General features: G+C 41.0%; 16 protein-coding genes. 4 read left to right on the top strand and 12 right to left on the bottom strand.

The genetic code is table 11. The features are described from left to right. Positions 1-6: 6 nt before the first annotated feature. Positions 7-615 carry an RNA polymerase sigma-70 factor gene (locus OQX61_RS17955; protein ID WP_265843183.1) on the bottom strand — a complete coding sequence of 203 codons (609 nt, stop codon included), beginning with the start codon at positions 613-615 and terminating at the stop codon, positions 7-9. 65 nt (positions 616-680) lie between these two features. Beyond that, on the bottom strand, positions 681-1,811 hold the full coding sequence (locus OQX61_RS17950; RefSeq protein ID WP_265843182.1) for a metallophosphoesterase: 1,131 nt from the start codon (positions 1,809-1,811) through the stop codon (positions 681-683). 273 nt (positions 1,812-2,084) lie between these two features. Between OQX61_RS17950 and OQX61_RS17945 the strand changes: the two genes are divergently transcribed. Beyond that, complete coding sequence (locus tag OQX61_RS17945; RefSeq protein ID WP_265843181.1) at positions 2,085-2,543, top strand: effector binding domain-containing protein; 459 nt, start codon at positions 2,085-2,087, stop codon at positions 2,541-2,543. Between the two features lie 67 nt (positions 2,544-2,610). Continuing rightward, a complete protein-coding gene (locus tag OQX61_RS17940; protein WP_265843180.1) occupies positions 2,611-4,653 on the top strand; it encodes a M13 family metallopeptidase in 2,043 nt (680 codons plus the stop codon). Positions 4,654-4,757: 104 nt separating this feature from the next. Here the strand turns inward: OQX61_RS17940 and OQX61_RS17935 are convergent, their stop codons facing one another. From OQX61_RS17935 to recJ, 4 genes are all read right to left on the bottom strand, one after another. Continuing rightward, on the bottom strand, positions 4,758-5,186 hold the full coding sequence (locus OQX61_RS17935; RefSeq protein ID WP_265843179.1) for a CBS domain-containing protein: 429 nt from the start codon (positions 5,184-5,186) through the stop codon (positions 4,758-4,760). Positions 5,187-5,258: 72 nt separating this feature from the next. Further along, the gene (locus OQX61_RS17930) at positions 5,259-6,773 is read right to left on the bottom strand and encodes a GH3 auxin-responsive promoter family protein (protein ID WP_265843178.1); all 1,515 of its coding nucleotides are present in this window, start codon (positions 6,771-6,773) and stop codon (positions 5,259-5,261) included. An 18-nt stretch (positions 6,774-6,791) separates the two neighbouring features. Further along, entirely contained in the window at positions 6,792-7,526 is a 735-nt protein-coding gene (lptB, locus tag OQX61_RS17925) for an LPS export ABC transporter ATP-binding protein (RefSeq protein ID WP_265843177.1), read from the bottom strand. Between the two features lie 40 nt (positions 7,527-7,566). Continuing rightward, positions 7,567-9,267: a single-stranded-DNA-specific exonuclease RecJ gene (gene recJ, locus OQX61_RS17920; protein ID WP_265843176.1), complete on the bottom strand. Its 1,701-nt coding sequence runs from the start codon at positions 9,265-9,267 to the stop codon at positions 7,567-7,569. Positions 9,268-9,443: 176 nt separating this feature from the next. On the opposite strand from recJ, the gene OQX61_RS17915 reads away from it, so the two are divergent. Further along, positions 9,444-10,208 (top strand): MBL fold metallo-hydrolase, encoded by a 765-nt coding sequence (locus tag OQX61_RS17915; RefSeq protein WP_265843175.1) that lies wholly within the window; start codon positions 9,444-9,446, stop codon positions 10,206-10,208. Here OQX61_RS17915 and OQX61_RS17910 read toward each other — a convergent pair. The 5 genes from OQX61_RS17910 to OQX61_RS17890 all read right to left on the bottom strand — a co-directional run bounded on the left by OQX61_RS17910 (position 10,195) and on the right by OQX61_RS17890 (position 15,699). Continuing rightward, positions 10,195-10,611 carry a response regulator gene (locus tag OQX61_RS17910; protein WP_265843174.1) on the bottom strand — a complete coding sequence of 139 codons (417 nt, stop codon included), beginning with the start codon at positions 10,609-10,611 and terminating at the stop codon, positions 10,195-10,197. The genes OQX61_RS17915 and OQX61_RS17910 overlap by 14 nt on opposite strands. A 143-nt stretch (positions 10,612-10,754) precedes the next feature. After that, on the bottom strand, positions 10,755-11,345 hold the full coding sequence (locus OQX61_RS17905) for a YceI family protein (protein ID WP_265843173.1): 591 nt from the start codon (positions 11,343-11,345) through the stop codon (positions 10,755-10,757). Between the two features lie 94 nt (positions 11,346-11,439). Next, positions 11,440-14,319: an aminomethyl-transferring glycine dehydrogenase gene (gcvP, locus tag OQX61_RS17900; protein WP_265843172.1), complete on the bottom strand. Its 2,880-nt coding sequence runs from the start codon at positions 14,317-14,319 to the stop codon at positions 11,440-11,442. A 75-nt stretch (positions 14,320-14,394) separates the two neighbouring features. Then, the gene (locus OQX61_RS17895) at positions 14,395-14,967 is read right to left on the bottom strand and encodes a hypothetical protein (RefSeq protein WP_265843171.1); all 573 of its coding nucleotides are present in this window, start codon (positions 14,965-14,967) and stop codon (positions 14,395-14,397) included. 12 nt (positions 14,968-14,979) lie between these two features. Next, positions 14,980-15,699, bottom strand: a complete 720-nt coding sequence (locus tag OQX61_RS17890; RefSeq protein WP_265843170.1) for a pyridoxine 5'-phosphate synthase — start codon at positions 15,697-15,699, stop codon at positions 14,980-14,982. A gap of 70 nt (positions 15,700-15,769) precedes the next feature. Between OQX61_RS17890 and OQX61_RS17885 the strand changes: the two genes are divergently transcribed. After that, entirely contained in the window at positions 15,770-17,344 is a 1,575-nt protein-coding gene (locus OQX61_RS17885; protein ID WP_265843169.1) for a mechanosensitive ion channel family protein, read from the top strand. A gap of 135 nt (positions 17,345-17,479) precedes the next feature. Here the strand turns inward: OQX61_RS17885 and ahcY are convergent, their stop codons facing one another. Continuing rightward, positions 17,480-18,796 carry an adenosylhomocysteinase gene (ahcY, locus tag OQX61_RS17880; RefSeq protein ID WP_265843168.1) on the bottom strand — a complete coding sequence of 439 codons (1,317 nt, stop codon included), beginning with the start codon at positions 18,794-18,796 and terminating at the stop codon, positions 17,480-17,482. Positions 18,797-18,869 lie beyond the last annotated feature (73 nt).

The raw sequence follows: 18,869 nt of genomic DNA, 5'->3' as shown, positions 1-18,869 counted from the left end.
GTAGGACTAGTTGGAATGAAAATAATTTGAGGAAGCGAGGATAAAACAGATCACTCCACCATTTCTGCGGACGTATTCGCGCACCGATTTACTGGCCTCCACCATGTGGTTTTTGACCGTATTTTTAGAGATATTCAACTTTATGGCGATTTCTTCATGACTGAGCTCTTCGGAACGGACCATTTGATAAATCAGCTTTTTCTGCGCAGGGAGCTGCGCAATCGCCTCTTCATAAACTTTTCGAAGCTCTTTTTCGAGTAACTGGTCTTCTGCGCGGCTGGTGTTCCCTGAAATATGGTGGAACACTTCTTCCTGTAAGGCCTTTTCACGGGCAATCTTTTTCAGGTGATTCAATACCTGATTTAAGGTGATTTTCTTGATGTATCCTGAAAAAGAGAAGTCGGTATTGATTTGTTCCCGCTTTTGCCAGAGCCTGATGAATACTTCCTGTACAATCTCTTCAGCCGTATCCGGAGATTTGCTAAGTTGATACGCATAGTTATACACCTTATTCCGGTATTGATTGTAAATTTTTACAAATGCAAGCTCATCTCCCTCTATTAATTTAATGAGTAGTTCCTTGTCTTCCAGTTGCTCCAATCTTTGTATTTCCATCAATATCCCGCCCAATGTTATAAAAAATAAACAAGAAAACAGAAGGGAGGGGCAGGGGTTGAGGCTTACCTTCCGGTCAGATCCACCGTAAACTCATCAAACAATAGGGCTTCCTGTTCATTATTTCCACGATTTTCAGCGGAAAGCGTGTAGTACTCTCCTTTGATGGTAAATTTAAAAGGTGTTTTTTCAATGGCAATTCTCAGGAAGCCATGTCTGTTGTCGCAATAGTTTTCCAGAGACACCTGATCGAATAATTCATTTTCAGTGTGGTACCCTGGTTCTTCCGGATCGGCTAAAGCATGAAGCTCATCGAAACCTCCCGCTCCTGCAACCACAAACGGCAGGGTTTTTCCATCAGGATAGTGCTTGGTAAAGCGCTGGTAATTGTGCACATGGCCGCTAAAAATCAGGTCTGGTTTTACACCAGCCGCAGCAAATGAAGCTTCCAGGAATTCTACCATAGGCATGCTGGAACCATGATTCACGTCTGCCGAATAAGGGGCATGGTGCATACACACAATGATCGCCTTTTCTGAACGGTACTTTGAAGCGTGTTTCAACTCTTTAATAAACCAGTCTTGTTGTTCTTTTTTGATGCAACCAAACTTGGGTACATTGGTATGAAGGCCAATAATTGTGGCCAATGGGCTTTCCATTGTCCAATACACATTGGGTTGTACCTGACTTTTTCTTTTTACGCCTGTACCGAAATGTAGGGTAGCCGGACAAGTGTTACAAAATGCGGTATAGAAAGCTTCAAGGGGTTCGTAATGCTCGGCTGCATTGGGATTTACATCCGTATCGTGGTTTCCGGCAATCGCATAGATTGGACCAGGGTAACTTTCATAAGGTTTCAAAAACTGATCCTGATATTGATCGGGCTCTCCATAATGATAAACGAGGTCTCCTAAATGGTATAAAAAGGAAGGACGCTCTTCCGGACAAGCGGCCTGCAAATATTGTTGTGCCATCTGACTGGCGATTTGTTTTTGCAAGTCTGGTTGTTTAAATCCACCGGTATCACCCACCATGTGAAACACCATAGCCTGAGGTTTATCATTGCCGGATTTCTGCTCCAGATTTAAGCGGTAAGGGTAGCTTCCTGATGGTGATGGCAATGGCTGGAAGGTATGACTGTCATCTACCTGATCTTTTTTCAAAACTGCTTTATAAAGAATCTTTGTACTGATCATCGTCGGGTGTTTTTGATTTACTATGAAGTTATAGGACTCATGTTAACTGAGCATTAAGCGTTAAAGATTTAACGTAAATTTAAAGGGGAGATCATATCCGGGGCTGGATTTCTATGACTTGTTGACATTGAGGTGTTAAACTCAGGGGTGTTGCCAGGCGGCTGTTAAAGATTCAGTATTTTGCAATTTGTTTAGAAAAATTAAAATAGCCCTGACATAAGGTTGTCACTAGCCCCTTTAAATTTGCAGCATAAATCATTAGAAAATTATAAAATGGAAAGCGTAACGCTAACACCCTTTTTTGTAGTAGGTATCGCAGTCAGCACGAGTAATGACCCGGGTAAAGCCGGAATTGATATCCCTGAATTATGGGCGAGATTCAGTACCGAAAACATTGCCTCAAAACTAGAAAACAAACTTGGCGATGAGGTATATAGCATTTATACCGACTATGAAGGAGATTATACCCAACCTTATACAACGGTTATCGGATATGCAGTTCAAAATCTGGATCAGATTCCTGAAGGAATGCGCGGTGTAACCATTGCCGGTGGAGCTTATGAGCAGCATTCGCCGAAAGGAAATATGAATGAAGGATTGGTTTTTAAGGCCTGGTTAGACATTTGGAAATCAGGAGTATCCCGTGCTTATACGACTGATTTCGAAGTCTATGGGGGAAAAGCACATAATCCGGAAGCTGCCGAAGTCGATATTTTTATTGCAGTTCGCTAATTTCAGGAGGCTAACCACGGATTCCATATCTTTTGTTAAATTTGGTATATACCTATATTATTTTTTTATGATAAATATCAAAAAATCGATTGGAATCCAGGTGGTTGCAGGATCTATGTTGCTGCTTTCCGCTTGTAGTAATTCTGAGAAAAACACGGAATTACACTCCGGAATAGTCCTTAAAAACATGGATACCACGGTTGCTCCGGGAAATAATTTCATGGAGTACGTGAATGGAACCTGGATTAAAAACACCAAAATTCCCGCTGATAAATCTTCTTATGGTGCAGGCGCCATTGTGAACGATAAAGCGCAGGAAGATGTCAAGGAAATCATCGGGAATGCAGCTAAAGATAAGTCTGCGGAAGGATCTGATCAGCAGAAGATCGGGGATTTTTATGATGCTTATATGAACATGAAAGTTCGTGATTCTATCGGACTGGTGCCAATACAAGCCGAATTCAAAAAGATTGACGGCATTGCTTCCAATAAAGATCTTGCTGCTTATTTTGCTTATGCCAATAAAATCGGAAACTATATTCCTTTTAGTGTAGGTGTTATTGAAGATTTTAAAGACCCTAAAAAATATATGTTGTTCACCTGGCAAGGTGGATTAGGTTTACCGGAAAGAGAGTATTATTTACTTCAGGACGCTAAATCAAAAGAGATCCGTACTAAATATGTGGCGCACATTGAAAAGATGCTGACGCTTGCAGGTGTAGCGGATGCGAAAGCAAAAGCAGCTCAAATCATGGCTTTGGAGAGTTCAATCGCTGCTAAGCACATGAAAAAAGAGGAAACCAGAAACATGGCTGGCCTGTATAATAAATACGCCATCAAAGATCTGAGCAAACTGACTCCTGATTTCGACTGGAATACTTTATTAGCCGAAGCAGGCGTTAAAAACCAGGATAGTCTGGTGATTACGCAAGTGGCTTATACTAAAGACCTGAATGCGATTTTCAAAAATACGCCTCTGGATACCTGGAAAACATATTTAAAATGGAGTGCCCTGACAGGAGCAGGATCAGCACTGACTACTGCGATTGATGAGGAGAACTTTGATTTCTATGCGAAAACACTTTATGGTGTAAAAGAACAGAAACCAAGATGGCGCAGAGCAGTAGATGTGGTGAACAGTAGCCTGGGTGAAATGGTTGGAAAACTATACGTGGAAAAACATTTCCCACCTGCTGCAAAAGAACGCATGATGAAACTAGTGGATAACTTGTTGAAATCATATGAAGTGAGCATTAAAGAACTGGATTGGATGAGTCCGGAGACTAAAAAACAAGCTTTAGTGAAAATCAGTAAGTTCACTCCGAAAATCGGATACCCTGATAAATGGAGAGATTATTCTTCCTTAAAAGTGGTTAAACATGACCTTTACGGAAATGAGAAACGTGCTGCTGAATTTGAATATAACCGCAACCTGAATAAATTAGGTAAACCGGTTGATCGTTCAGAATGGGGGATGACTCCACAAACAGTTAACGCTTATTACAACCCGACATTAAACGAGATTGTGTTCCCGGCGGCTATTTTACAGCCTCCTTTCTTTGACATGAACGCAGAAGATGCGGTGAATTATGGCGGTATTGGTGCCGTAATTGGTCATGAAGTAGGACATGGTTTTGATGACCAGGGGAGTACTTTCGACGGTGATGGTGTAATGCGCAACTGGTGGACTCCAAAAGACAATCAAGAATTTAAAAAGAGAACTCAGGCTTTGATCGCACAATACAGTGCATTTAAAGTGTTCCCGGATTTAAAGGTAAACGGTGAATTTACTTTAGGAGAGAACATCGGCGACCTTGGTGGTTTAAGCATCGCTTTAAGAGCTTATAAAGCCAGCTTAAATGGTAAACCAGCACCAGTAATGGATGGTTTTACCGGAGAGCAAAGGGTGTTTATCGGTTGGGGACAAGTTTGGTTGAACAAATCAAATGATGAGTCGCTGAGAAATCAGGTAAGTACAGATCCACATTCTCCGGCTCAGTTCAGAGTAAATGGAGTAGTGAGAAATATCCCTGAATGGTACAACGCATTTAAGGTTACGGCAAAAGATTCTTTATATCTGGCGCCAGAAAAACGTGTTAAAATCTGGTAGTCTAAACTAGAAATATCCCAAAAAGAAGCCGGTTCTGTGTAAACAGAACCGGCTTCTTTGTTATAAAATGTATCTTGTTTCCTTCAGCCTTAAAAGAAGTTCTCTTAGCTGCTGATGTAATTTTCCAGTTGAGAAATGGTTTGTTTTTGATCTTCAATGATAAATTTCACCACATCACCAATAGAAACCATACCAATCAATTCCTGATCCTGAATCACCGGTAAATGGCGGATATGCCTGTTGGTCATGGTTTGCATACAATGGTCCAGACTATCTCCCGGGGTTACTGTAATGGGCTTAGCGGTCATGACTTCACTCATCGGGGTGTCTACAGAGGTCTTCCCCTGAAGAATGATCTTTCGCGCATAATCCCTTTCCGTAAAAATCCCTAATAGTTTTCGATCCTCCATAATGAGCAACGCGCTGATGTTTTTTTCCATCATTACCTGAAGTCCGTTTAACACCGATACATCGGCGGAGACAGAGAAAATTTCAGATGATTTAGTGTTGAGTAATTGTTTTACGGTTTTCATAACGCATTAATAATTAGCTAATTAAATTTAATAAAATAAAAGCTAATTTCCAATAAGTCCAACCAAAAAACTTTATTTAATCATCATTGGTAAAATTTCTTCCACATAAGTACGCTCATTTGCCAATCGGGGAACTTTATGCTGTCCACCTAATTTCCCTTTAGATTTTAACCAGTTGTAAAAGGTATTGTAAGGCGCATTGTGAACCTTCGGTCTGCGTAAAGCCATGTCTTTAAAACGCTTGGCGTCATAGTCTGAATTCACTTCCCGCAGTGTGTTATCCAAAATATCGATAAACTTTTCAAAATCATTGGGCTGCTGATCAAATTCTATGATCCATTCATGGCCTCCGACCTCTTCTCCCTTGAAATAAATAGGGCAGGCGGTATAATCCTTGAAGACGGCACCGGTTTCGGTACAGGCTCTGCAAATGGCTTGTTCTGCATTGTCGATGATTACCTCTTCGCCAAAAGCATTGATGAAATGTTTGGTACGACCGGTAATTTTAATGCGGTAAGGGGATAAGCTGGTAAATTGTACGGTATCACCAATCATGTAGCGCCAAAGGCCGCCATTGGTGGAAATGATGATAGCATAGTTTTTATTGAGCTGAACCTGATCCAGGGATAAGGTATCGGGATTTTCTGAATCCAGCAGTTCAATCGGCAGGAACTCATAGTAAATACCATAATCCAGCATCAACAGGAGTTCATCAGAATTTACCTCGTCCTGAATTCCAAAAAAGCCTTCCGAAGCATTATAAGTTTCCAGATAGTACATCTGGTTACAAGGGATCAGTTCTTTGAATTGCTCACGGTAAGGTTTAAAGTTAACGGCGCCATGGATATAAAGTTCCAGGTTTGGCCATACTTCCAGCAGGTTTTTCTTGCCGGTAATTTCCAGCACTTTTTTCGCCAGAACGAGCGTCCAGGTAGGAACACCGGCGATATTGGTTACATTTTCTTTGATGGTTGCCTCTGCCATCTTTTCCATTTTCTCCTCATAGTTATCCATCAGGGCAATAGAGATGTTTGGCGTCCGGTAATATTCTGCCCACATAGGCAGGTTTTTAATCAGTACCGCAGATAAATCTCCATAAAAAGAATCTTCATTGAGCTGGTTGATCTGATGACTGCCACCCAATACCAATCCTTTTCCTGTTAAGATCTGGTTGTCCGGGCGGTTGTTACAAAAGATGGATAGTAAGTCTTTTCCACCTTTAAAATGGCATTCCTGTAAGGATTCTTCGGATACCGGAATGAATTTACTCCGGTCGCTGGTGGTGCCGGAAGACTTGGCAAACCACTTAATTTCTGTAGGCCAAAGGATATTTTGCTCGCCTTTGAGCATCCTTTCAATATATGGTTTCAGGGTATCGTAATTTTGAATCGGCACCCGTTGTTTAAACTGTCTTGGAGAGATTATAGACCGGTATTCATATTTTGTTCCCCATTCTGTATCAGCAGCACTGGAAATCAGTTTTTGAAACCATTCCTCCTGTACATCATGTGGATATTTCATGAAAAGCTCAATCTGATGGACGCGCTTTTTCATATACCAGGTAAAAATCGAATTTACTATAGCCATGTGTGGGGGTAATAAGGGTTATAATTTTTTAGTACGGAGCACGAAGTTTGAGCCCAGATATACGCGTCTTACCATCTCATTGGCAGCCAGTACTTCTGGTGTTCCGGATTCTAATATTTTACCTTCAAATAGTAAATAGGCCCTGTCGGTGATGGAAAGTGTTTCCTGCACGTTATGGTCGGTAATTAAGATACCTATATTTTTCTCTTTTAATTTATGAACGATACCTTGAATCTCCTCTACAGCAATGGGATCGACCCCTGCAAAAGGCTCATCGAGTAAGATAAAGTTAGGGCTTGCGGCCAGTGCCCTTGCGATTTCCGTTCTCCGACGCTCTCCACCGGAAAGTAAATCGCCACGGTTTTTACGCACTTTATGTAAGCTGAATTCATTGATGAGTTCATCCAGCTTTTCATGGCGCTCTTCTTTGCCCATTTTAGTCATCTCCAGGATGGCCATAATGTTATCTTCAACAGACAATTTTCTGAATACAGAAGCTTCCTGAGCCAGATAACCAATTCCTTTCTGCGCCCTTTTGTACATGGCATCAGAAGTAATGTCTTCGTCATCTAAAAAAATAGTGCCTTCATTAGGTTTGATCAAACCCACAATCATATAGAATGAGGTGGTTTTTCCCGCACCGTTAGGCCCAAGTAAACCGACAATTTCTCCCTGGCTAACAGAAAATGAAACGTCATTTACAACGGTTCTCTGTTTGTACTTTTTGATTAGATTCTCAGCTCTTAATATCATTTATATCTTAATCTCAATGTTTGTATGGTACGAATGATCGCTAATTAATTTTTATTCCTTTGATGTTTAACTGCAAACGTCTCTGGTCTCTCCAGATGTTTTCCTCAATGGTATAACAAATGGAGAAAGGTGTATTCGGCTGCAAAAGGGCTTCATATTCTGCTAACCCAAATCCAATGCTTTCAAAAATAACTGAATTTTGTTGTTTTATGTTCAATTTTAAATGTTTTGTCGCAACAACGTTTGGCTTTCCCGCCAGACTTAGTCCATGGCTTACAAAAACAGGGGCAGCGTTATGTGGTCCGAAAGGGGCCATCTGCGAAATAATCCGTTGAAATTTGCCATCAATCTGTGAGAATTGAAGTTCGGTATCAATCTTGATTTTCGGGCATAACATATCCTCAGTAATGGTAGAAGAGACAATCTGTTCAAATCTATCGGCAAAAGCGTCAATATTTTCCGGCTTCATGGTTAATCCTGCCGCAAACTTATGGCCACCAAATTGAACCATTAAATCCTGACATCCCAGTAGTGCTTCATAAAGGTCAAAGCCCGGTACCGATCTTGCTGATCCGGTGAGTAAACCATTAGATAAGGTAAGAACGATGGTTGGGCGGAAATATTTTTCTGTTAAGCGGGAAGCGACAATTCCAATTACCCCTTTATTCCAGCTTTCATGGTAAACAACGGTTGTCTTTTTGTTGATTAAAATATCACAGTCGGCGATCAGTGCGAGCGCCTCGGCAGTGATGGTATGGTCTGTAGTTTTGCGATCTGTATTTTGCAGGTTAATGAATTCACTTTGTTCCAGTGCGAGCTCATCTTCCGTACAAAGCAACATTTTTACAGCCTGGTTGGCATGGTCCATTCTTCCGGCAGCATTGATTCTTGGTGCCAGCGAAAATACTACATCGGTTAGCGTATAGTCTTTGTTTTTTCCGGAGATTTTCATGAGGGCAGCCAGCCCCTTTGAAGGGTTGGTGTTTAGCTTAATCAGCCCATGATAGGCCAGTATCCGGTTTTCATCTTCAATTGGAACAATGTCTGCGCCAATGCTCACCATTACGAGATCCAGATATTTTTCATATCCTGCTGCGGGTAGCTGATGTTCGATGCTGTAAGCCTGGGCAAGTTTAAAGCCAATGCCACAACCGGCAAGTTCTTTAAACGGGTAGCTGCAATCCAGACGTTTTGGGTCCAGAACAGCTGCTGCTGCCGGTAATTCATCACCAGGAAGATGATGGTCGCAAATGATAAAATCTACACCTAAACTATTGGCATAAGCCACTTTATCTACGGATTTAATCCCACAATCCAGGGCGATGATCAGGGTAATCCCTTGCTGTTTCGCATAATCGATACCTTGCGTAGAGATTCCATACCCTTCTTTATGGCGGTCGGGGATATAATATTCTATAGTTTCAGTAAACTGGCTAAAGAAACTGTAAGTCAGGGCTACAGAAGTGGTGCCATCCACATCATAATCGCCGTAAACCATGATTTTCTCCTTTTTACTCAGGGCGAGGTCAATTCTGAGAATTGCCTTATCCATGTCTTTCATCAGGAAAGGATCATGCAATTTGGCCATATCCGGCCGGAAATAATCTTTGGCTTCGTCAAAAGAAGCAATGCCTCTTTGTACTAAAACCTCTGCTAAACTCTGATCTATATTTAATTGTTGTGCAAGCGAGCCTATGGTTTCAAAATCCTCATTTACTGCCTGCACCCATATTTTTTCCATTAGTATCTCTTGTCTTTTTTCGAATTATCGATTATTTGCAGCGAACATTTCCGAATTGCTCTTCCCCGTTGAACGGTTTTGACGCTGGTATGAACCGGATTTCGGCCAGGTTCCCTATCTTTGCAATGATTCGTAAATATATCATTTAATTATTTCTTCTTAAAATAACTACGCCATTGCAAGTTTTCACTTTGTTCGAAGGGACCTATTCTGTTGATGCCACTAAAAAGTTTCTGCCATTTAATCCTGCTGTAGATCAGCCAAAAGACCGTCCGGCATCTTTGTTTATCAATGTACAGCCATTTTTAGTAAAAATGGAAGATCAGTTGATTTTGATGGATACAGGATTGGGCTATAGCAATGAAGAAGGGCAGTTGATCCTTCATGAGAACATAAAAAAGGCGGGGTTTAATCCGGAAGATGTCACAATGGTGCTGATGTCTCATTTGCATTTTGACCATTCCGGCGGGATGATTCATCACGTTGGCGACAAGATCGAGCTGAGTTTTCCGGATGCTGTTTATGTGATTCAGCGAGGAGAATGGGAGAATGCTTTTACCAATAGTTCGTCGTCTTACCGCACAGAGATTTTCGAATTCCTGCAACGCAATGCACAACTGGTGTTTATTGAAGGGTCAGGACATTTAACTTCAGAAATCAGCTATGAACTTACCGGCGCACATACGCCATTTCATCAAACATTTTTACTGGATGACGGGACGGATAAAGTGTTTTTCGGTGGTGATGTATTGCCTGAGCCGGAAGAGTTGCTGAGAAAGTTCATTGCTAAATATGACTTTGACGGCAGAAAAGCAATGGAACTCAGGGAAGTTTTCGGTGAAAAAGCTGCGGCAGAAAACTGGAATTGCTTATTTTATCATGGCAAGTCCAGGGCTACAGGTTTTGTAACTTTAACAGATGGGCAGTTTAGGATTCACTAGACTGCTGTTCTACTATTTTAAATAACTCTGACAGGCGTTCAATGGAAAGCGGTTTAGAGATAAACCCTTTCACGGTCTGATAGGTTTTTGCCTTTTCTATATCATTCTCATATACGGAAGAGGAGAGCATATACATGTCTATTTTCTTGTCGATATTTAGCTGTCCGTAGGCATCCAGGAATTCCCATCCATTGAGGACAGGCATATTGATGTCGATCAGGATGAGCTGAGGTAGGCTTTCCTGCAAAGAGAGCGTCATGGTGATATAATCAACCGCCATTTGTCCGTTTGTTTTGGCCACCATTTCTACATTGTACCCCGTTTTTTCTACTATTTTTTTTATAATGAAGATATTAATGTCATCATCATCAATAACAAGTAGCTTAATTTTTGAGGTCATCATAAATTTCAAAGGGTAACTGTGAAAATTGTTGTGTAATATATAAAGTTATGAAATATGTAGCTATGGTAGAAGCCGTATCCGTTAAGTTACAAAAAAAAGGCCACTATACGATAATGGCCTTTTTTTTTATGAAATAAAACGAATTATTTTTTTGCTACCAGTTTAACAGAAAGCTCAAACTCATCATTGATCATCTTGTTTCCGATTTCAGGGAAAATAGATTTTGACTTAAAGTTGATGTCATACTTAGTTCTGTCGACGATAACCTTGTCGGCAGTAGCACTTACTGAACCGTCTGCATTCCATGCTAAAGTAGCTGGGAAACTGATAGGTTTTGTAATGCCTTTGATCGTCAAGTCGCCTGTTACAGTTACTGTTGGGCCATTTCCAGATACACTCTTAATTGCAAAAGTAGAAGTTGGAAATTTTTCGGTACCAAAGAAATCTTCTGATTTCAGGTGTTTTTCAAGGTTGGCACTATTGTCAGCATCTTTAAGGCTGTTCATGTCCATCACAAAATTACCACCAGCTAATTTCTTTCCATTGAAAGATAAAGCGCCGGATTGTAAATTAATGGTGCCATTATGACTGCCAGTAAATTTTTTACCTATCCAGGTGATGGTAGATTTGGAAGCGTCCACTTTATAGGTGTCTGCTTTAAAAACCGGTGCAATAAATGCAGATGTGGTCATCACTACTAAAAGTAGTGCTAATGAGGTTAATTTTAGTTTCATATCCTTGTTTAATGATTTAGTTATCGGTCGGTTAAGACCTTTTAATACATCTAAGACGTAAATGTATTAAAAGGTTTAACCATCCGGTAAATTTTTAAACAGTTTCTTCTTCCATGTAGCTTTCAATTGGAGGGCAAGCACATACCAATGATCTATCGCCAAAGGAATCGTTCACTCTACCTACTGAAGGCCAGAATTTGAAAGCAGCAACATAAGGAAGAGGGAAAGCAGCAGTTTGTCTGCTGTAACCATGGTTCCATTCGTCAGCAGTTACAATGGTAGCTGTGTGTGGTGCATTTTTCAATGGGTTGTCAGTTTTATCTGATTCACCATTTTCTACTGCAGTTACTTCTTTTCTGATGGCAATTAAAGCATCACAGAATCTGTCTAACTCATGTTTCGGCTCACTTTCAGTAGGCTCAACCATTAGCGTTCCGGCTACCGGGAAAGATACTGTTGGAGCGTGGAAACCATAGTCCATTAAACGTTTTGCGATGTCAACCACCTCAATGCCGAAGTTTTTGAAACCTCTGCAATCCAGGATCATTTCATGTGCACAACGACCGTTTGCACCAGAGTACAATACCGGGTAATGTTTTTCTAAGCGCGCTTTCATATAGTTGGCGTTAAGAATTGCATTTTTCGTTGCATTCATTAATCCGTCGCCACCCATCATTGCGATATACGCATGAGAGATTATTAAGATTGAAGCAGAACCCCATGGTGCTGAAGATACAGCAGGGATAGATTTTTCTTTGTTGATATCTACTACAGCGTGAGCAGGAAGGTAAGGAACAAGGTGTTTAGCAACACCGATCGGACCCATACCAGGACCACCACCACCGTGAGGGATACAGAAAGTTTTATGTAAGTTAAGGTGACAAACGTCAGCACCGATATTACCCGGGCTGGTTAATCCTACCTGAGCATTCATGTTTGCGCCATCCATGTAAACTTGTCCGCCATTTTCATGGATGATGTTACAGATGTCGATGATACTTTCCTCAAATACACCATGTGTAGATGGGTAAGTTACCATTAAGCAAGAAAGGTTTTCTTTGTTCTCTTCTGCTTTTGCTTTTAAGTCGGCAACGTCAATATTTCCGTTTTCCAGAGATTTAACGATGATGATTTTCATGCCGGCCATTGCTGCAGATGCAGGGTTGGTTCCATGCGCCGAAGAAGGAATTAAAGCAACGTTACGGTGATGATCACCACGATCCTGATGGTAAGCTCTGATCACCATTAGACCTGCATATTCACCCTGAGCGCCAGAGTTTGGCTGTAAGCTCATTGCTGCAAATCCAGTGATTTCACTTAACCATCTATCAAGCTCATTGAATACAGTATAGTAACCCGCTACCTGATCTGCCGGAGCAAAAGGGTGGATTCTACCGAATTCTGGCCAGGTAACCGGAATCATTTCAGTAGTTGCATTCAGTTTCATTGTACATGAACCTAAAGCAATCATAGAGTGACAAAGAGAAAGATCTTTTGCTTCCAGAGATTTGATGTAACGTAACATCTCATGCTCTGAGTGGTGTGAATTAAATAGCGGGTGCGCTAAATAAGCCGAAGTACGTTGTAATGCTGCTGGAATAACCGTTGCTGGATTTTCATCAGACATTTCAACGCTATCAGCAGCGATACCTTTTACTTTAGCGAAGATCTTAACCAATAATTTCACATCCTCAAGGTCTGTAGTCTCATCTAAAGCGATAGTCACTACGCTACCGTTGTAGTTTAAGTTGATCTCATTGTCGATACATTCTCTGTGGATAGAATCAACAAGGTTACCAAGGTCTAACTGGATGGTATCAAAGTAAGATTTATTCAATTGCGTATAACCAGCTTTTTCTAATGATTCAGCTAAAGTTACCGTCAATCCATGCGTCCGTTCTGCGATCAGTTTCAATCCTTTTGGACCGTGATAAACTGCGTAGAAACTAGCCATGATTGCTAATAATGCCTGTGCAGTACAGATGTTAGAAGTCGCTTTATCTCTACGGATATGTTGTTCCCTGGTCTGCAAAGCCATACGTAAAGCATAGTTATTGTTGCTGTCGATCGTTACCCCGATGATACGTCCCGGAATAGAGCGTTTGTACTCATCTTTAGTTGCGAAATAAGCAGCGTGTGGACCACCAAAGCCCATTGGTACACCGAAACGTTGGGTAGTACCTACTACAACATCAGCACCCCATTCGCCCGGAGGCGTTAATAGTGTTAAGCTTAAAAGATCTGCAATAACAGTAACTTTTACATTTACACCATGTGCAGTTTTAGCGAAACCAGTATAATCGAAAACCTCACCATTACCAGCTGGATATTGAATGATTGCACCGAAGAATTCTTCGTTAAGCGCAACAGTCTGGTGATCACCGATCACTAACTCAATTCCAAAAGGATTGGCACGGGTTTTTAAAATGTCAATAGTTTGTGGGAAGATCAACTCCGAAACGAAAAATTTCGTTGCTTTTGAGTTTTTACGCAAGCTGAATTGCATGAACATCGCTTCAGCAGCAGCAGTACCTTCATCCAATAGAGAAGCATTTGCGATTTCCATTCCAGTAAGGTCAATTACTAAAGTCTGGAAATTTAACAAGGCTTGTAAACGACCTTGTGCAATCTCTGCCTGGTAAGGTGTATATTGCGTATACCATCCTGGATTTTCCATCACGTTACGCAAGATCACTCCTGGCGTAGTCGTGTCATAGTATCCCTGACCGATATAAGACTTAAATACTTTGTTTAAGGAAGCAGTTTTCTTTAAGCTGCTTAGGTAATCCTTTTCAGATTTCGCCTTTGGCAGGTTTAATGGCTGTTTTAACCGGATCGATTGTGGAACCGTTTGTTCTATTAATTCGTCAACAGAACCCAAACCAAGGGTATCTAACATGGCATTGGTATCCTCTGTGTTAGGAGCAATGTGACGATCTTTAAAGTCTTCTTTGTAATGAATATCTAAGCTCATGAAATCTATATATAAAAAGTTCCGCAAAGATAATAAAAAATACACTTAGCTCTAAGTGATAAAAATCATATATTGCTACTCTCCAACTAGTATCCAGCCGCTATCTTTTTTGTACTTTAATTTATAAGATTTAGTAATATAATTACTGGCTGTTCCTTTGTCTCTCAGTAAGATAGCGAAATCATTGGCTTCCTTTTTTAAGGACACAGTGACACGGGCAACTCTTGAATCTCCTTTGATCATGGTGATCGGTTTTTCGGAATCCATCACATAGTCCAGGGCACGTAGCGTAGCCTGGGATACATTCTGTTTTAAAATGTAAGGCTTACTCTTGTCAGTTAAGATAATTTTATAGGTATAAACGCTGTCTTTCGACAGGAATTTCTTTTTCTGACCCTGGAGGTCGAGTGTTACCCAACCCTTTTCCTCCAGGCTCTTGTATTTTGCCAATTCTAACTTGTCATTCTTACTCTTAAACCTGATTTCTCCAACTTCCATTTTTGCCGTTTCATAAACCGGATTGGTTTTAAGGTAAGCAGCAATCACATCTGTTGCCGTGCTTTCGTCTAAATTTTCTGCGGCGCCTTTACAGCCGGTGATCAACAAAAGAAACAATGCGGAAATGCTGAAGAGGTTAAGGTGTTTCATAAGCGGTTTAAGTTAATTTTGTAATTGACGAAGGTACATTTGAATGGTATTTTCTAATCCAAGGTAAAGGGCATCGCTGATTAAGGCATGGCCGATACTTACTTCGAGTAATCCCGGGATATTTGCCGCGAAATATTTCAGGTTTTGTAAGTCCAGATCATGACCGGCATTGATGCCTAAGCCCAGTGTATTTGCGATTTTCGCAGCGGCGATATAAGGTTTGATGGCCTGCTCAGGGTCCTGATGAAAATGACGGGCATAGTATTCCGTGTACAATTCAATACGGTCTGTACCACTTTCTGCGGCAGCTTTCACCATTTCTTCTACCGGATCTACGAAGATAGAAACGCGGATTCCCTGCGCTTGAAACAGCTGCACCATTTCTTTCAGGTAGTCCTTATGTTTGATGGTATCCCATCCATGATTTGAGGTAATTTGTCCTTCTGTATCAGGTACCAGTGTAACTTGTGCCGGTTTATTGGCCAATACCAGGTCTACAAATTTCTGCTCTTTACAGTTGCCTTCAATGTTGAATTCTGTAGCAATCACTGCTTTTAAGTCGAACACGTCCTGGTAACGGATATGTCGTTCGTCCGGACGCGGGTGTACCGTGATGCCCTCTGCTCCAAAGCGTTCACAATCTAACGCTACCTTTACTAAATCCGGATTATTTCCCCCGCGACTGTTTCTTAAAGTCGCAATTTTATTGATGTTTACAGATAAATTTGCCATGAGGTAAAAATAGCAGATTATTTCCTTATTTTGCTCTAAGCAATGCCCCAAATTTCTTAAGCTATTTTCCATGAAGTTTCTTTTTACATTTCTATGCCTGTTGAGTTTACAAAGTCTGGTGCAAGCACAGGAAGCAAAGGTGGAGCCGAAAGGTTACCCTGTTGTGGCACACATGGACACCTTATTTTTTATTCAGAATAGGTTAGGGTCATTGTCGGCAAAGGAGCGTGCAGAAAGAACTTCTGAAAAAGTGAGCAAGCTGGCAGAGGATCTGTTGTTTGTAGCTGATTCCGTAAAGGTGGTGAAGGATTCGCTGGTGATGGATATTGACTATAAAGGCGATATTCTGATGAGCTTGTCCAGCCTGGATGCTGATTCTGTGAATATGGATAAAGCAGTGCTGGCGAAAACCTATCAACAGATCATTGTAGATAATGTATTACAGTATAAAAAGGAAACCAATGTGATGGAGCTGTTGAAGCGTGCCGGACTAGGGATCCTGATTTTATCCGTGCTTGGTGCCTGTCTTTTTTACCTGAACAAGTTTTTCAACCGCTTTCGTGGCTGGATCAGCAAAAGACTTCATCAGAAACTGAGTAAGCTGAGAATCAAAGATTATGAGCTGATCAACCGGAAAAACGAACTTGTACTCATCAATAAGGCACTACATCTCGTGAAATTTGTGCTGATGTTCCTGCTGGTTTACCTGACCCTGCCATTGGTGTTCCGCCTTTTTCCATGGACAAAACCATTGGGGGATCATTTGATGAATTTTGTGCTCAATCCACTCAAAAACATCTTTTCTTCACTGATCAATTTCATTCCTAACCTGATTACGATCCTGGTGATATTCTTCGTTTTTCATTATGTGAAAAAGGTGATCAAGTTTTTAGCAGGGGAGATTGAATCGGAGAAACTGAAGATTAACGGTTTTTATCCGGACTGGGCAAAACCTACCTATAATATCATTAAGCTGGTTTTAAACGCATTTATGCTGGTGGTGATCTGGCCTTTTATTCCAGGGTCGAACTCTGAGATTTTCAAAGGAGTGTCGGTGTTTTTAGGTTTGCTGATTTCCTTTGGTTCTTCCTCAGCGATCAGCAATGGGGTAGCAGGTATGGTGATTACCTATATGCGGCCTTTCAAGGTTGGAGATGTGGTGAAAATCGGGGATATTACCGGTGCGGTATTGGAGAAATCTTTGTTGGTGACGCGGTTAAAGACGATTAAAAATGAAATCATTACGATTCCAAACAGCGCGATTCTAAACGGGAATACGGTGAATTATACGAGCTTATGTGTAGCGGATGGATTGATTATCCATACCACGCTTACTTTGGGCTATGATATTCCCTGGACTAAAATCCATGAATTGCTGATCAATGCGGCATTGGCAACGGAAGGGGTGATCAAAGAGAAACAACCTTTTGTATTGCAAACCAGTCTGGACGACTGGTATGTTTCCTATCAGCTCAATGCCTATGTGTCGAGACCAGATATAATGGCTGTGATTTATTCGGAACTGCATAAAAACATCCACATGGCTTTTGACGAGGCAGGAGTGGAGATCATGTCGCCGCATTACCAGGCCATAAGAGATGGGAATGCGAGTACTTTACAGCAAAAAGGGGATCAGGCGGTTTAACAGAGTTTTGTTCTGTTCCGGTTGCCTGCGATTCCGGAGCGCCTGTTTCATAATAAAAGGGATGTTGTTTTGAACAACATCCCTTTTATATTTTCAGGATTCAGCAGATTTCCATCCGCTAAATACCCGATTTACTTAGTATCTGTAAGCCTCAGGTTTGAATGGACCTTCTACAGGAACACCAATATAATCTGCCTGGTGCTGATCTAACACGTCTAATTCTACACCGATTTTAGCTAAGTGTAAACGTGCTACTTTCTCATCAAGATATTTAGGAAGCACATAAACTTTGTTCTCATAATTAGCTGTGTTAGTCCACAATTCTAATTGCGCTAAAGTTTGGTTAGTGAAAGAGTTAGACATTACAAAACTTGGGTGGCCGGTAGCACAACCTAAGTTTACCAAACGTCCTTCAGCCAATAAGATGATATCTTTACCGTCAATGGTATATTTATCAACCTGTGGTTTGATCTCAATTTTAGTGTCGCCATAGTTAGTATTTAACCATGCTACGTCGATTTCATTGTCAAAGTGACCAATGTTACAAACGATTGCTTTATCTTTCATTGATCTGAAATGTTCTGCACGAACGATATCACAGTTACCAGTAGTGGTAACGATAATGTCAGCTTCTTTAACAGCAGTAGCGAATTTCTTCACTTCGTAACCTTCCATTGCAGCTTGTAGTGCACAGATTGGATCAATTTCAGAAACAATCACACGTACACCTTGTGAGCTTAATGATTCCGCAGAACCTTTACCCACATCACCGTAACCTGCAACAACAGCAACTTTACCAGCCATCATTACATCAGTTGCACGACGGATCGCATCAACTAATGACTCACGGCAACCGTATTTATTGTCAAATTTAGATTTAGTTACTGAATCGTTAACATTGATCGCAGGTAAATGTAAAGTACCATTTTTCATGCGCTCATATAAACGGTGAACACCAGTAGTCGTTTCTTCAGAAAGACCTTTGATATCCGCAATCAGCTCAGGGAACCTATCGAAAACCATGTTGGTTAAATCACCACCATCGTCTAAGATCATGTTTAATGGCTGACGTTCCGGACCGAAGTGTAAAGTTTGCTCAATACACCAATCGAAATCTGGTTCGTTAAGACCTTTCCAGGCATAAACCTGAATGCCGGCAGCAGCAATTGCAGCAGCAGCGTGATCTTGTGTTGAGAAGATGTTACATGATGACCAGGTCACTTCTGCACCAAGTTCTACCAATGTTTCGATCAAAACGGCAGTTTGGATCGTCATGTGTAAACATCCTGCGATGCGTGCACCTTTTAATGGTTTCGAAGGACCGAATTCTTCGCGTAATGACATTAGACCAGGCATTTCTGCTTCTGCTAATCCAATTTCTTTACGACCCCATTCCGCCAGTGAAATGTCCTTAACTTTATACGGGACATAAGTTGTCTCTACTGATGACATAAATTTATTTTTTAATTAGTTGATTATCAATTGTTTATCTGATTTTTGAATTTATCTGCGCAAACAATTTGCA

The sequence above is a fragment of the Pedobacter sp. PLR genome (assembly GCF_026239675.1).
Classification (GTDB): domain Bacteria; phylum Bacteroidota; class Bacteroidia; order Sphingobacteriales; family Sphingobacteriaceae; genus Pedobacter.
This window is presented reverse-complemented; position numbering and strand designations above follow the sequence as displayed.

What these genes read in the sequence shown, in the direction of transcription:
- OQX61_RS17905 (WP_265843173.1), bottom strand. Translation starts at nt 11,345, where the DNA reads ATGAAACTAAAATTAACCTCATTAGCACTACTTTTAGTAGTGATGACC.
- OQX61_RS17955 (WP_265843183.1), bottom strand. Translation starts at nt 615, where the DNA reads ATGGAAATACAAAGATTGGAGCAACTGGAAGACAAGGAACTACTCATT.
- gcvP (WP_265843172.1), bottom strand. Translation starts at nt 14,319, where the DNA reads ATGAGCTTAGATATTCATTACAAAGAAGACTTTAAAGATCGTCACATT.
- OQX61_RS17950 (WP_265843182.1), bottom strand. Translation starts at nt 1,811, where the DNA reads ATGATCAGTACAAAGATTCTTTATAAAGCAGTTTTGAAAAAAGATCAG.
- OQX61_RS17895 (WP_265843171.1), bottom strand. Translation starts at nt 14,967, where the DNA reads ATGAAACACCTTAACCTCTTCAGCATTTCCGCATTGTTTCTTTTGTTG.
- OQX61_RS17945 (WP_265843181.1), top strand. Translation starts at nt 2,085, where the DNA reads ATGGAAAGCGTAACGCTAACACCCTTTTTTGTAGTAGGTATCGCAGTC.
- lptB (WP_265843177.1), bottom strand. Translation starts at nt 7,526, where the DNA reads ATGATATTAAGAGCTGAGAATCTAATCAAAAAGTACAAACAGAGAACC.
- OQX61_RS17935 (WP_265843179.1), bottom strand. Translation starts at nt 5,186, where the DNA reads ATGAAAACCGTAAAACAATTACTCAACACTAAATCATCTGAAATTTTC.
- OQX61_RS17885 (WP_265843169.1), top strand. Translation starts at nt 15,770, where the DNA reads ATGAAGTTTCTTTTTACATTTCTATGCCTGTTGAGTTTACAAAGTCTG.
- ahcY (WP_265843168.1), bottom strand. Translation starts at nt 18,796, where the DNA reads ATGTCATCAGTAGAGACAACTTATGTCCCGTATAAAGTTAAGGACATT.
- recJ (WP_265843176.1), bottom strand. Translation starts at nt 9,267, where the DNA reads ATGGAAAAAATATGGGTGCAGGCAGTAAATGAGGATTTTGAAACCATA.
- OQX61_RS17890 (WP_265843170.1), bottom strand. Translation starts at nt 15,699, where the DNA reads ATGGCAAATTTATCTGTAAACATCAATAAAATTGCGACTTTAAGAAAC.
- OQX61_RS17940 (WP_265843180.1), top strand. Translation starts at nt 2,611, where the DNA reads ATGATAAATATCAAAAAATCGATTGGAATCCAGGTGGTTGCAGGATCT.
- OQX61_RS17910 (WP_265843174.1), bottom strand. Translation starts at nt 10,611, where the DNA reads ATGATGACCTCAAAAATTAAGCTACTTGTTATTGATGATGATGACATT.
- OQX61_RS17930 (WP_265843178.1), bottom strand. Translation starts at nt 6,773, where the DNA reads ATGGCTATAGTAAATTCGATTTTTACCTGGTATATGAAAAAGCGCGTC.